Consider the following 12,447-nt stretch of genomic DNA (forward strand, 5'->3'; position numbering starts at 1 on the left):
ATGCTGTACGTCATGGCAGAGTTCACCTTCACGCCCACAGCTGACCTCGTCGACGAGATCGGCGCAGACGTCCGAAGCTGCGACACCCAGTTCACCCAGTACGGCGGGGTGCGCGAGTTCGTGGGAACCGTGACCACCGTCCGGTGCTTCCAGGACAACGCACTGCTCAAATCCATCCTCGGTGAGGCGAATCCCGGCGGGGTGCTCGTCATCGACGGTGATGCGTCGGTACACACCGCGCTGGTCGGCGACATCATCGCGGAGCTCGGGCGTTCGAACGGGTGGGTCGGGATCATCGCCAACGGCGCTATCCGCGACGCCAAGACCATCGGCGGAATGGAGATCGGTGTGAAGGCGCTCGGAACCAACCCGCGCAAGTCCACCAAGACCGGAGCGGGCGAGCGCGACGTGCCGGTGACGCTCGGTGGAGTCACCTTCACCCCCGGCGACACCGTGTATTCCGACGACGACGGCATCGTGCTCGTCGCGCCCTGACCTGATCCTTCCGTCACTACCCGCTCACGCACCAGGAGGCCCCGATGCCCAAAGCCAACTCCCGACTATTTCGACCGCCTCGGCGCCTTGGTCGCGATCGACAACGCGGCTGCACGCCCCACCCGCTCCATTCTCGAGGCATTCAGCGGCGTCGAGATGGCGACCATTCCGGTCGGTACCGCAGAAGACCTCGAGACCGCGGTGTCGCGAGCGCGGGCCGCGCAGCAGGGGTGGGCGAAGCAGTCCCCGGACGAGCGCGCCAAGGTGCTCAAGAAGTTCTCCGAACTTGTGCACTCCAACGCGGCGTCGTTGATGGACATCGCGCAGGCCGAGACCGGTAAGGCCCGATCCTATGCGCAGGAAGAGGTCATCGACGTCGCACTGACGGCGCGCTATTACGCGACGCACGGCCCGAAGATGCTCGCCGAGCGGAAGGTCCAGGGCATGCTTCCCGGCGCCACCAAGGTGCGGGTGCGGTATCAACCCAAGGGCGTCGTCGGTGTCATCAGTCCGTGGAATTACCCGCTGACCCTGGCGGTTTCGGATGCGGTGGCCGCTCTGCTCGCGGGCAACGGGGTGGTGATCAAACCGGACAGCCAGACGCCGTACTGTGCCCTCGCCCTGGCTGAACTGCTGTACGAGGCTGGTTTGCCGCCTGCGCTCTTCGCTGTGGTTCCGGGTCCGGGAAGTGTTGTGGGACAAGCCATCATGGCCAACTGTGATTATGTGATGTTCACCGGTTCGTCGGAGACCGGCGCGTCGCTCGCCGAGCAGGCGGGTCGTCGACTCATCGGTTTCTCGGCGGAGCTCGGTGGCAAGAACCCGATGATCGTCACGGCCAACGCCAAGATCGACCATGCCGTCGAAGGCGCTGCGCGCGCGTGCTATTCGAACTCCGGACAGCTGTGTATCTCGATCGAGCGGCTCTACGTCGACAAGGCGATCTCCGACGAGTTCACCGAGAAGTTCGGCGCCTTCGTGCGCGACATGAAGCTCGGCGCCACCTACGACTTCACCGTCGACATGGGATCACTGGCCTCGGCGGCACAGGTCGAGACGGCCGAAGCGCACGTCGACGACGCCGTAGCGAAGGGTGCAACGGTGATTGCCGGTGGCAAGCGTCGTGCCGACCTCGGCCCGTTCTTCTTCGAGCCGACGGTGCTGTCGGGTGTCACCGACGAGATGACATGCTTCCGCAACGAGACGTTCGGGCCGGTGGTGTCCGTCTATCCCGTCGACTCCACCGACGAGGCGATCAAGCTGGCCAACGACACCGACTACGGACTCAACGCGAGCGTGTTCGCCGGGAGCAGTGAGGAAGCGCAGGCCATCGCCGAGCAGTTGCGTGCCGGGACCGTCAACATCAACGAGGGCTACGCCGCCGCGTGGGCGTCGACCGCTGCGCCGATGGGCGGCATGGGCATCTCGGGGGTCGGCCGCCGACACGGCGAGGAGGGGCTCCTCAAGTACACCGAGCCCCAGACGATCGCCGAGCAGCGCTTCATCGGTATCGACAAGGCACCCGGTGTACCCAAGAGCGTCTACCGCGCGGTGACGCCGCTGGCGGTTCGGTCGCTGAAGTTCTTGCCGGGACGGTAGTCGGCGTAGGAGCCCACGGGGTGGTCAGTCGTCGGAGGCGCTGAACATCGCCCAGACGGGCCCGGTCAGCAACCAGATCACCGTGATCACGCCGAGCATCGGGAACATGCCGCGCAGCGATTCGGCCTGGTGCGGATTCGCGACCGTGACGGTGAGCAGTAGTGCTGCTCCGGCGGCAACGGCTGCGGCGAGAAGCCAACGACCGAAGTCGGCGATCTCCTTGCGTAGCGCTACGGGTCCTCCCTTGGGAGCTTTGGCCGGGGCGGGGCCTCCCGCGAAGCGGTAGGCGAACCGGGCGTCGGCCCAGCGGATGACGGAGTGCCCGAACGCGACGGTGACACCGAGATAGACCCCCGCGATCTTGTGCACGGTGGTGACATCGCTGCCGCGGGCGAGGTCGACGGCTACCGCGACGAGCAACATGAGGTCGACGAGCGGGAGTAGCAGCAGGATCAGCGACGACGCGCGCCGTCGTCGCAGGAGGTACCGTACCGACAATCCGCAGATCAGAAGCGCCCAGAAGCCGACCTCGCATCCGAGGATCGCCCAGGTTATCGGTGACTCGAGAAGATTGAAGCCCATGCCACTCACGATGCGCGGCGCGACGGGATCGGTCATCGGCAGAACTGACGAGACGTCGTGGGCCAGGAGCACTCATCCTTTTGTCGGATGATTGCGACCTGCGGTCATGTCACGATGGGCACATGTGGCGTGTCCCGATGCCCCGAACCCTGATCAACGACGTCGCGTTGACGGTGCTGTTCGTCGGCCTCGGTGTCGCCATCTATGCGGCCGGATTCGCGCACATCGGCAACCCCGATGACGCACTGGGGCCGTCCTGGTTTCCGCTGCTCGTCCTGGGTGTCGCGGGATGTTTCGAACTCTGTCGCTCCACGCACCCGGCCATTGCGCTCGCAGGCATCACGTCACTGTTGGTGGTGGATACCGTCGTCGCGCCGTCGGTGCCGATCTGGCTGATGTTCTCCGACGTCGTCTACGCGGTATGCGTCTACGGCGGAGCGCGGCTGGTGCATCTGATGTTCGGGATCTGCGCCTTCGTGGCAGCCGGTGTGCTCACCCTCGTCGCGGCGTTTCCGGAGACGGCGGGCTGGCAATTCCTGTTCATCTGTGTGCTGTGGTTGATCGCCTTCGTTGCCTCACCGCTCGCGTACGGCTGGGCGGTGCGCGAGCACCGGACCGCGCTGCACCTCGAACGTGCGCATTCGCAGACGCTCTCTGTCCTGGCTGCTCGCGAGAAACTCGACGCCGTCGTGGCCGAGCGTCGCAGGCTGGCCCGCGAACTGCACGACGTGATCGCTGGCCGGTTGTCGGCGATCGCGATGCATTCGGCTGCGGCGCAACAGTATCCCGACAATGCGGAGGTCAACGCGACGGCACTCGCGGCGATCCGCACCAGCAGCGTCGACGCGCTCACCGAGATGCGCGGACTGATCGATCTGCTCGCTGCCGACGAGCCCGACAGTGGGTCAGAACCCGGCGCCGCCGAGCGAGAAGCGGCCGGACTCCGTCGCCTCGACCGGCTGATCGCACCGATTCGCGTGTCGGGTACCGCTGTCGATCTCACGCATCCGACCCACGCGTCAATGGCCGCACTCGCCGACGAACTTCCCGCCGTCGTCGACATCGGCGCGCATCGGATTCTCGCCGAGGCACTCACCAACGCGGTGACTCACGCTCCCGGACAACCGATTTCGCTCACCATAGAGCTCGACGACGATGCGCTGGGCATAGAAGTCTGCAACCTTCTCGACGCGCACGACGCATCGTCGTCGCGCGAGAATGCCCACCGGGGCCGCGGAATCGAGAACATGACCACTCGTGCCCGCATCGTCGGCGGCCACCTGGCCGCGAGCCCGGTGGGGGAGCGGTTCGTGGTGGCGGCCCGCCTGCCCACAAACCTGGTGCCGACCTCGGATGCCCCCGAAGGGGATCAGGCCGGCCGCGACGAGTCCACCGGGGCTCGGGACCGTCGCGAACCGACTACGAGAGTGCCGCATCCATGACCGACACATCGCCGACCAGAGTGTTGATCGCCGACGATCACACCGCGATCCGAGCGGGGATCACGATGATGCTCGCACCTGCGGCAGGCATCGACGTGGTGGGTGAAGCCTCCGACGGTGACGAAGCGGTGATCGCAGCTGACGCGCTGCGTCCGGACGTGGTGCTGATGGACGTGCGCATGCCGGGCACCGACGGCATCACGGCGACGGACCGGATAGTGCGCGCCGGCTCGTGTCGCGTGATCGTGCTGACCACTTTCGATCTCGACGACTACGTCTTCGGCGCACTGCGCGCCGGGGCCAGTGGGTTCCTGTTGAAGACCGCGTCGGCCGAGGCGATCGTCGAGGCGATCCGCGCCGTGGCACGCGGCGATGCCGCGCTCGCGCCGGAAGTCACCCTGCGTGTCCTCGAATCATTTCGCGGCGGTGACACTTCCGGCCGGCCGCCGTCGACGTCCCCCTCTGCGGCAGTGGCTCCCGCGGGTTCGACGGGTCCTGCGACGTCGACGGCTCACCAGCGTCGGTTCGACGACCTCACGAACCGTGAACGCGACGTACTCCGATGCCTCGCCGCCGGGATGGCGAACGTCGACATCGCTCGAACACTGTTCATCACCGAAACCACCGTGAAGACACACGTGTCGCGGGTCCTGATGAAACTCGATGTCCGCTCCCGCGTTCAGGCGGCGATACTCGCTCGCGAGAGCGGAGAGGTCTAGGTCTCACAGACTTCTCCCAGTGAGGGTCCAGGGTCGCGGTAGCGAGGTCTCGGACTCTGGTAGTCGAACCCATACTCGACTTCTGGAGGAACGATGACCGCAGTTCTGGAGCGGCCGGACGTATCGCCGCCCGCCGACGATTCGCCGCCGACTCACAAGCGCGCACGCCGGGCGCGACGGCCCGTGCGGTGGAGCCCGTTCGCACTCGCTGGGTTGCTCGTGGCCACCGCAGCGCTCTACCTGTGGAATCTGTCGGCCAGCGGCTACGGCAACACGTTCTACGCGGCCGCGGCGTGGGCGGGCTCCGAGAGCTGGAAAGCGTGGTTCTTCGGCGCGCTCGACCCGTCGAACTTCATCACCGTCGACAAGCCCCCTGCCTCGTTGTGGGTGACCGGACTGTCGGTGCGCATCTTCGGGATGAACAGCTGGGCCGTGCTGGTGCCGCAGGCGCTCATGGGGGTTGCGGCCGTGGCACTGATGTACGTGACGATGCGTCGGGTGATCACCGATCCACGGCAGGGGACCGTTGCGGGACTGATCGCCGGTGCGGTGCTGGCCTGCACGCCCGCCGCAGCACTGATGTTCCGTTTCAACAACCCCGACGCCCTGCTGGTGCTGCTCATGGTTGCGGCAGGTTACTGCCTGGCGCGCGCGATCGCCACGAACTCCGGCCGCTGGCTCGCCCTGGTAGGTGTCGCGCTGGGATTCGCCTTCCTCACCAAGATGTTGCAGGGCCTGCTGGTACTGCCCGCATTCGGACTCGCATACCTGCTCTTCGCAAACAACGGGTGGCTCAGGAGGATTGCGCAGTTGCTCGGTGCCGCTGTGGCTCTCGTCGTGTCCGCAGGGTGGTTTGTCGTCGCGACGATTCTGACGCCCGCGAGCTCGCGCCCCTACATCGGCGGCTCGACGGACAATTCGTTCATGGACCTCGTGTGGGGCTACAACGGCGTCGGACGGATCAGCGGTGGTTCAGGTGGCGGACCGGGCGGAGGAGGTGCGGGCGGCTCCTTCGGCGGCTCGACGGGCCTGAGTCGGCTCTTCAGCTCGGAGATGGGCAACGAGATCTCGTGGCTGCTGCCCGTATCGCTGTTCGCGATCGCGTTCTGTGTCTATCTGATGATTCGTAGCTTCCCGATCTTCAGCTACCGCAACGGAATTCACCGCACCGAAGGCGGCGCCGTGGTTGCCTGGGGCGGTTGGCTGCTGGTTACCGCGATGATCTTCAGCTACATGAGCGGGACCATCCATCCCTACTACACCGTTGCCCTGGCGCCTGCCGTCGCTGCGATGGTTGCCCTCGGTGGGGTATTCGCATGGCGACGCCGCGCCAACTGGGACGGACGAATTGCGTTGAGTGTCATGATCGGACTCGCCGCCTGGTGGTCGATAGTCTTGCTCAACCGCAACGAATGGGGACCGCAGTGGTGCCGGTGGATCATCGGTGCCGTCGCCGTGTTCGCAGTGATCGGTGTGCTCGCAGGGGGTGCGCTCGGACTCAAAAAGCTGTTCATGGCCTCGGTGATCGCGGGCGCGATCGCGGGATTCGCTGGGACGGCGGCGTTCTCGATCGCCACCGCAGCGACAGCGCACCACGGCTCGATTCCGACGGCTGCGCAGACCAACGGCGTCCAGGGCGGAATGGGAGGCCCGGGCGGCGGCGGACCCGGCGGAACCCGTGGCGCACAGAGCGGTAACGCCCCGAACGGCACGGCCCAGAGTGGCACCGCTCAGAACGGCACGGTGCCCAACGGTGTGGCGCAGCCGAACGGGAGCGGAACCGCGCAGTCGGGTACAGCGCAGGCCCAGAGTGGCGCCCAGGGCGACCGCACACGCGGTGGTGGTATGGGAATGGGCGGTCCGGGCGGCGAGTCGTCGACCAACGCCGAATTGGTGAAGCTGCTGAAGAACACCAACACCACCTGGGCGGCAGCGACCAACGGGTCGCAGTCGGCGTCGACCATCGAGATCGCATCGGGCAAGGCCGTGATGGCGATCGGCGGGTGGAGCGGTGATCCCGCACCGACGCTCGACGAGTTCAAGCAGTACGTGAAGGACGGCAAGATCGCGTACTACATCGGCGGTGGTCAGGGCGGTCCCGGCGGCAACTCGGCGATCTCCACCTGGGTGGCGCAGAACTTCACGGCAACGACGGTCGGAGGCACCACGGTGTACAAGCTGATCTGACCATACGGCGTCTACCGGTCGGGAACGTCGAGACGTATTGTCGAAGGACCAGCGGCGGCCCATTTCCGTGAGCGGGGGCCGCCGCTGGTTCTGATGCGAGCGCCAGTCGACCCGGAATCGGAGAAGCCATGTCCGACAAGATCACTCAGTTCACGCGAGACGGATTGCTCTTCGACGTCGCGGACTCCGGCCCACAGTCACCGACGGCGTCGGAACTCCCGGTCATTCTGCTGCACGGTTTTCCCGAGCGCGCCTCCTGCTGGACAGGCGTCACCGCACTACTCAATGAGCACGGATTACGAACCGTCGCGCCAGATCAGCGCGGATACTCACGGGGTGCTCGGCCACGACCCATCCGCGCCTATCGGATGGATGAGCTCGTCGACGACGTGATCGCGCTCGCCGACGCACTCGACGCCCCGCGTTTCCACCTAGTCGGACACGACTGGGGCGCGTCCGTCGCATATCTGGTGGCTGCCCGACATCCCGACCGTGTGGCGACGCTGACGACCCTGGCCGTCCCGCATCCGGCAGCCTTCCTCCGGGCGATGCCGCACGGTCAGGCGATCAAGTCGTGGTACATGGCGTTCTTCCAACTCCCCGGACTGCCCGAGCGGGCGCTCACCTACCTCGCGAGGAGTGGCGGCGGCCCCGGCGGCCGCTTCGAGTCGTATCCGGGCTACTCGGAGCGGCTGTCGCGCGAGATCGTCGACGACGGCGCGCTGACCGGCGGACTCAACTGGTACAGGGCGATGCGTTACCAGTCGGTGCGCTCGCTCGCGGACGAGATCGTCCGGGTGCCGACCACCTACGTCTACGGTGACAAGGACTCGTTCCTCGGCAAGGCAGGCGCACGCGGCTGTGCTGCCTTCGTCGACGCGCCATACGAGTTCATCGTTGCCGAGGGCGTCGATCACTGGATGCCGGAACGTGTACCCGAACTCGTCGCCGACGCGGTCGTCGCACGCGTGGAGTCGCAGCCGAGCTGACGTCGCCGACCGAGTTGAATCATCGGCCACGCCGACGGGCTAGCGTCGGTGTCGCCGCCAACGCAAGACGATCAGCAGTGCGACAGCCAGAGCGGCGAGAGCTCCACCGATCGCACCGAAGGCGATGGGCATTGCGGGGTTCATCGCGGGGACTCTTGTCTCGCCGGCACTGACTCGTGCGAAACCGGCTCTCCGAGCGTCGGATTCGGCGACAGGGTCGCGCTGTGCGGGCGTAGCCGGCGACTGTGGGGCAGGGGCCGAGGTCGTAGAGGCTGCGGCGAGCCGCGCTGGCGTCGGCTCGTCGGCGGTCTCGAACAACGTCGGCTCCCCCGTGGCCGCGGGCGGAGTGGCCTTCGGGGGTGCCTTCTTCTCCGCAGCCTTCGTGGGCGGGGCTTTCTTCGCCGGCGACGGATTCGCCTTCTTGGCGGGGGCCTTCTTTGCTGCGGGGGACCGGTCACCGGCTGCAGGCCCGTTCGTGGCAGTTGACTTCTTCGCCGGAGTCGTCTTCTTTGCGCCCCCGGTCTTCTTTGCGCCCGCAGTCTTCTTTGCGACGGCGGCCTTCTTGGCAGGCACAGTCTTCTTGGCGGGAGCGGACTTCTTGGCGGGAGCGGACTTCTTGGCCGCGGCAGGCTTCTCGGCGGGCTCGGTCGTCTCGCCGGTCGTTGCCTTCTGCGACGCGTCGTCGGACGGTGTGTCGCCAGAAGTCGGGTCGGTCATGTCGGGACGCCCCCTGCAGGTCGGTCTGGATGAGTCCTCATCGTAAGCACGGCGTCGACTACGTGTCAGACGCTCTCGACGCCGTGCGCGATCGAGCGAATGCGATTACGTACGCACCCCGAGCCGGGCCATCACGTCGGCATCGATGGCGCTCAACTCGTTGTCGACTGCCTTGTGTGCGGTCTTGCGCTGCGGAGCAGCCATCGATTCGGCAGCGTCGACCGCGATCGCGAGGTTGTCCAGGCGTGCCGTCATGGCGTCGACGAACTGCTTGGTGTCAGACGACGTGTCCTGCGCGGACACCTTCTGCAACGATGTGCGCAGCGCCTCGATCCGAGCCAGGAGAGGTGCGCCGTAGCCCGAGTACTTCACCAACTGCGACGGCGACACGCCGATCCGCTTGGCCTGGAGTTCGGTGACCTTGCCGCGCCCCGCGACGGCGGCACGGTAGACCACCGGCACCGCGATCGGTGCCACCAAACGTGCCACGGTGAGGAATCGTTTGACGCTCGCGGGACTGAACGGCTTGGCGTCGGCAGTCGCTTTTGCTTTCGCGGCAACGGTTTTGGCTTCGGCTTTCGCGATCTTCTGTGCAGCCTTCGCCTCGGCCTTGACTGTCTTGCGCTGGGCCTTCAGCTGCTTCTCGACGACCTTGGTGCGCGATTTGTGCAATTCCTTGGACGCTTTACGCCTGTCCTTCGCAGCCAGCTTCGCTTCGACCTTCGCCTTGGCCTTGAGCGCTTTGGTCTCCGCGCGTCGCTGTGCACGAGTCTTACCGTCGGACGAGAACAATCCCATGCGGGCACCTTTCCCTGCGCCAGTTTGCTACAAGCATTGCATAGGCTCGACACAGACCGATCACATCCGTCACACCGGCGGTGCGATCGACAGCCCATGTGTCCGACGAGCCGGTGAGAATCGAGGTGAGGTGTGGCTGCGGCCGTGTTGCATCCACGCGACCTGGCAGGGTGCGAGCACCGGGTCGCGCTCGACTTCGGCCACCCCGACCTCGTCCGCGACCGCGCCGACACCCCCGAGGCGGCCCGCCGGAAGGAATCAGCGCAACTCCGTCGTGAGCGGGTCCGCGACCTGTTGATCGGACTCCACAGCGGCGAGCCGGAAGGGACGTTCGTCGTCGTCGACGACGGTCCGCATGCGCAGCGAGTCGCTGCCACGCGAGCGGCGTGCGCAGCGGGGGCGACGTGGATCTGGAATGCGACGCTGCCCACCGACCGTGAGCACGGCAGGCGCGGCCACTCGGAGTTGCTGTTGCGTGTCGGCGGACCCGACGAAGCCGCGTCGGGCTACCTCTCGATCATCGTGGTCAACCATCGCGTGACGTATCCGGCCCGGTCACCCCGCCTGAACACCATCGAACCGCCGAAACTGATCACCAGTCCGCTGTGGGGGTGGATTCCGGCGCCCGATCCGTTCCGCTCACCCCGCAGCAATCGGCGCGACCAGCTGCGTCTGGCACATCTGACGCAGATGCTGCTCGACGAAGGCCTTGCGCCCGGCGTCGCAGAGGACGAGTTGCGTGCGGGCGTGATCGGACTCGACGCCGACTGCATCGTCGTCCATCAGATCGGGACGTCGTTGCCGGAGTATCGCGATGTCTTCGACCGCAGACAGCTCATCGCGGCGGGCGAGATCGCGACGACGCCGCGCAGGATCGGCGAGTGCCGCGGATGTCCGTGGTGGGGGCGCTGCGGTCCCGAACTCGAGGCACGACGCGACGTCAGCCTGGTCGCCAACGGCAATCAGGGTGATGCACTCCGGGCAGCGGGGATCACGACGATCGACCAGCTCGCACGGTTCGAGGGCGATCCGCCCGCGGACTGGCCTGCCAATCAGAGTTTCGACGACGCCGTGGTCGGCGCGATCGCGTGGCTCGCCGACATCGCGCTGATCCGGCGGGTCGAGATCCCGACAGTCGCACGGGCCGACGTCGAGGTCGACGTCGACATGGAGAGCTTCGGGGAGGACGGGGCGTATCTGTGGGGCACTCTGCTGACCGACACCACCGACCCCGACCGTGAGGTGATCTATCGGGGATTCGCCACCTGGACACCGCTGCCGACCGCCGACGAGGGTCGTGCCTTCGCGGAGTTCTGGACGTGGCTGATGACCCAACGCGCCGACGCGCACGCAGCGGGCAAGACCTTCGCTGCCTATTGCTATTCGGAGCAGGCAGAGAACCGGTGGCTGCGGGCGTCGGCCGACCGGTTCGGCGACCAGCAGGGCGTACCGTCCCGAGCCGAGGTCGAGCAGTTCATCGCCTCTCCGGAGTGGGTGGACGTTTTCGAAGCCGTCGGACGCAACTTCGTCGCACCGAACGGCAAGGGTCTCAAGCGGGTTGCTCCGGTAGCAGGATTCACGTGGCGCGATCCCGAGGCCGGCGGTGAGGCGTCGATGGACTGGTACCGGCAGGCCGTCGGGATCGGTGGCGTCGACGTCGACCTCAGCCAGCGCGACCGACTGCTCGAATACAACGAGGACGACGTGCGCGCGACCAAGGTGCTGCGCGAGTGGATGGATGGTCGGGAGGTCGGGCAACTACCGCTGGCCGCCGACTTGCTTGCATTCCGACGCTCAGGCGCGAGTCGAGCGGAGAGCATCGAGGAACGACCCGCTCCCGAGTAGCGCGACAGCGCCGAGAAGAAGAAGTGCGCCGGGGGCGATGTCGGCGACGAATCCCGTCACACTGCTCAGGGTGATGCCCTGGGACCTGGTGGGTGTCGACGCCGCGTGCTTCTCAGCGGGCGCCTGCGACGGCGCCGAGTGTGAACCGCTCGGCACAGACGGCTGCGCGCCGCCTGCGGCGGGGGAGGAGTCCTGTGGCTGGGCCGCGGAGAGCCGTGGTGCACCCGCAGGCGGCGGCGCCATCGGCACCGCCAGTGCGGCTGCCGGGGGTGCGGCCGGGACGGGCGCAGAACCGCCGGACGAGGCCGAGCCCGGCGGACCGGGCGCTGCAGGTGCGGCATTGCCTCCGGAACCCGCCCCGGGTCCCGGAGGTGTACCGGCTGACGGCCCGACGGGCGGTACGACAGGCGCCGCACCCGAGTGCGTCGTCGTCGAGCTGGATTCGACGCTCGTCGTCGAATCGTCACTGCCCGATGAACCGGTGCTTGGCGTAACCGAGCCGGTTTGTGACGGCCCGGTCGTCTGGGATGGCCCGGTGGTGGTTTCCGACGGCTCGGTGGTTACCGAAGGCTCGACGGTGGAGCTGGTCGGGGTTTCGGTTTTGGTGGGTTGCGTCGGGACCGGCGTACCGGTGTGGTGATGACCCGGCCCGTGCCCCCCGTGCCCAGAACCGCCGTGCCCAGAACCGCCGTGCCCAGAACCGTGGTGGCCGCCGTGGTCGGAGCCCTCGTGCCCCGAGCTGCCGCCGCCGTGCGACGACCCGCCCTGTCCGGTGCCGCCGCCGGTCTCGGGTTCGTCGGCCCAACCGATACCACTGCCGATCGACAGGAACACCACGGCACACAGTGCGAGAATCAGAGCAGACACGCGCCCCCGCGCCGGGCGGCGATTGTCGCTGACGCGATGCGCCATTCTGCACTCCTGACCGTTTCTTGACCTCGATATCCGTGCAAACGGTACCGTGGTCCGCATAATAGAGGACGTTGTAATCAGATCGAGATGAAATGTTCACCCACGGGGAAGGTGTTCGTGATCAAACTGTGAATAATGCCACAGCCATGGATTGGTAACTAC

The 12,447-nt window shown here is 66.7% G+C and carries 11 protein-coding genes; 7 read left to right on the forward strand and 4 right to left on the reverse strand.

Features of this window, described 5'->3' with window-relative positions; translation table 11 throughout:
* Both rraA and GOOTI_RS18205 read left to right on the forward strand, forming a co-directional pair.
* Positions 1 to 495: a ribonuclease E activity regulator RraA gene (gene rraA, locus GOOTI_RS18200; RefSeq protein WP_007240083.1), complete on the forward strand. Its 495-nt coding sequence runs from the start codon at positions 1 to 3 to the stop codon at positions 493 to 495.
* An 87-nt stretch (positions 496 to 582) separates the two neighbouring features.
* On the forward strand, positions 583 to 2,094 hold the full coding sequence (locus GOOTI_RS18205) for a succinic semialdehyde dehydrogenase (protein WP_007240084.1): 1,512 nt from the start codon (positions 583 to 585) through the stop codon (positions 2,092 to 2,094).
* A gap of 24 nt (positions 2,095 to 2,118) precedes the next feature.
* Here the strand turns inward: GOOTI_RS18205 and GOOTI_RS18210 are convergent, their stop codons facing one another.
* Positions 2,119 to 2,712 (reverse strand): hypothetical protein, encoded by a 594-nt coding sequence (locus GOOTI_RS18210; protein WP_233425533.1) that lies wholly within the window; start codon positions 2,710 to 2,712, stop codon positions 2,119 to 2,121.
* Positions 2,713 to 2,813: 101 nt separating this feature from the next.
* On the opposite strand from GOOTI_RS18210, the gene GOOTI_RS18215 reads away from it, so the two are divergent.
* From GOOTI_RS18215 to GOOTI_RS18230, 4 genes are all read left to right on the forward strand, one after another.
* Entirely contained in the window at positions 2,814 to 4,118 is a 1,305-nt protein-coding gene (locus GOOTI_RS18215; protein WP_007240086.1) for a sensor histidine kinase, read from the forward strand.
* Positions 4,115 to 4,837: a response regulator gene (locus GOOTI_RS18220; protein ID WP_007240087.1), complete on the forward strand. Its 723-nt coding sequence runs from the start codon at positions 4,115 to 4,117 to the stop codon at positions 4,835 to 4,837. Before GOOTI_RS18215 ends, GOOTI_RS18220 begins: the two co-directional genes overlap by 4 nt.
* 93 nt (positions 4,838 to 4,930) lie before the next feature.
* Positions 4,931 to 7,024, forward strand: coding sequence for an ArnT family glycosyltransferase (locus GOOTI_RS18225; protein ID WP_007240088.1), 2,094 nt, complete (start codon positions 4,931 to 4,933; stop codon positions 7,022 to 7,024).
* A 128-nt stretch (positions 7,025 to 7,152) separates the two neighbouring features.
* Positions 7,153 to 8,013: an alpha/beta fold hydrolase gene (locus tag GOOTI_RS18230; RefSeq protein WP_007240089.1), complete on the forward strand. Its 861-nt coding sequence runs from the start codon at positions 7,153 to 7,155 to the stop codon at positions 8,011 to 8,013.
* A 39-nt stretch (positions 8,014 to 8,052) separates the two neighbouring features.
* On the opposite strand, the gene GOOTI_RS18235 is transcribed toward GOOTI_RS18230, so the two are convergent.
* Both GOOTI_RS18235 and GOOTI_RS18240 read right to left on the reverse strand, forming a co-directional pair.
* Complete coding sequence (locus GOOTI_RS18235; protein ID WP_007240090.1) at positions 8,053 to 8,730, reverse strand: hypothetical protein; 678 nt, start codon at positions 8,728 to 8,730, stop codon at positions 8,053 to 8,055.
* 105 nt (positions 8,731 to 8,835) lie between these two features.
* The gene (locus GOOTI_RS18240; protein WP_007240091.1) at positions 8,836 to 9,528 is read right to left on the reverse strand and encodes a DUF6474 family protein; all 693 of its coding nucleotides are present in this window, start codon (positions 9,526 to 9,528) and stop codon (positions 8,836 to 8,838) included.
* Positions 9,529 to 9,660: 132 nt separating this feature from the next.
* Between GOOTI_RS18240 and GOOTI_RS18245 the strand changes: the two genes are divergently transcribed.
* On the forward strand, positions 9,661 to 11,373 hold the full coding sequence (locus tag GOOTI_RS18245; RefSeq protein WP_007240092.1) for a TM0106 family RecB-like putative nuclease: 1,713 nt from the start codon (positions 9,661 to 9,663) through the stop codon (positions 11,371 to 11,373).
* On the opposite strand, the gene GOOTI_RS26220 is transcribed toward GOOTI_RS18245, so the two are convergent.
* Positions 11,323 to 12,285, reverse strand: coding sequence for a hypothetical protein (locus GOOTI_RS26220; protein WP_169315828.1), 963 nt, complete (start codon positions 12,283 to 12,285; stop codon positions 11,323 to 11,325). The genes GOOTI_RS18245 and GOOTI_RS26220 overlap by 51 nt on opposite strands.
* Positions 12,286 to 12,447: the final 162 nt, after the last annotated feature.

It is taken from the genome of Gordonia otitidis NBRC 100426 (genome assembly GCF_000248075.1).
Classification (GTDB): domain Bacteria; phylum Actinomycetota; class Actinomycetes; order Mycobacteriales; family Mycobacteriaceae; genus Gordonia; species Gordonia otitidis.

Bases quoted from the DNA above. Each gene is read 5' to 3' on its own strand.
- rraA (WP_007240083.1), top strand. From the start codon at position 1: ATGCTGTACGTCATGGCAGAGTTCACCTTCACGCCCACAGCTGACCTC.
- GOOTI_RS18210 (WP_233425533.1), bottom strand. From the start codon at position 2,712: ATGACCGATCCCGTCGCGCCGCGCATCGTGAGTGGCATGGGCTTCAAT.
- GOOTI_RS18215 (WP_007240086.1), top strand. From the start codon at position 2,814: ATGCCCCGAACCCTGATCAACGACGTCGCGTTGACGGTGCTGTTCGTC.
- GOOTI_RS18220 (WP_007240087.1), top strand. From the start codon at position 4,115: ATGACCGACACATCGCCGACCAGAGTGTTGATCGCCGACGATCACACC.
- GOOTI_RS18225 (WP_007240088.1), top strand. From the start codon at position 4,931: ATGACCGCAGTTCTGGAGCGGCCGGACGTATCGCCGCCCGCCGACGAT.
- GOOTI_RS18230 (WP_007240089.1), top strand. From the start codon at position 7,153: ATGTCCGACAAGATCACTCAGTTCACGCGAGACGGATTGCTCTTCGAC.
- GOOTI_RS18235 (WP_007240090.1), bottom strand. From the start codon at position 8,730: ATGACCGACCCGACTTCTGGCGACACACCGTCCGACGACGCGTCGCAG.
- GOOTI_RS18240 (WP_007240091.1), bottom strand. From the start codon at position 9,528: ATGGGATTGTTCTCGTCCGACGGTAAGACTCGTGCACAGCGACGCGCG.
- GOOTI_RS26220 (WP_169315828.1), bottom strand. From the start codon at position 12,285: ATGGCGCATCGCGTCAGCGACAATCGCCGCCCGGCGCGGGGGCGCGTG.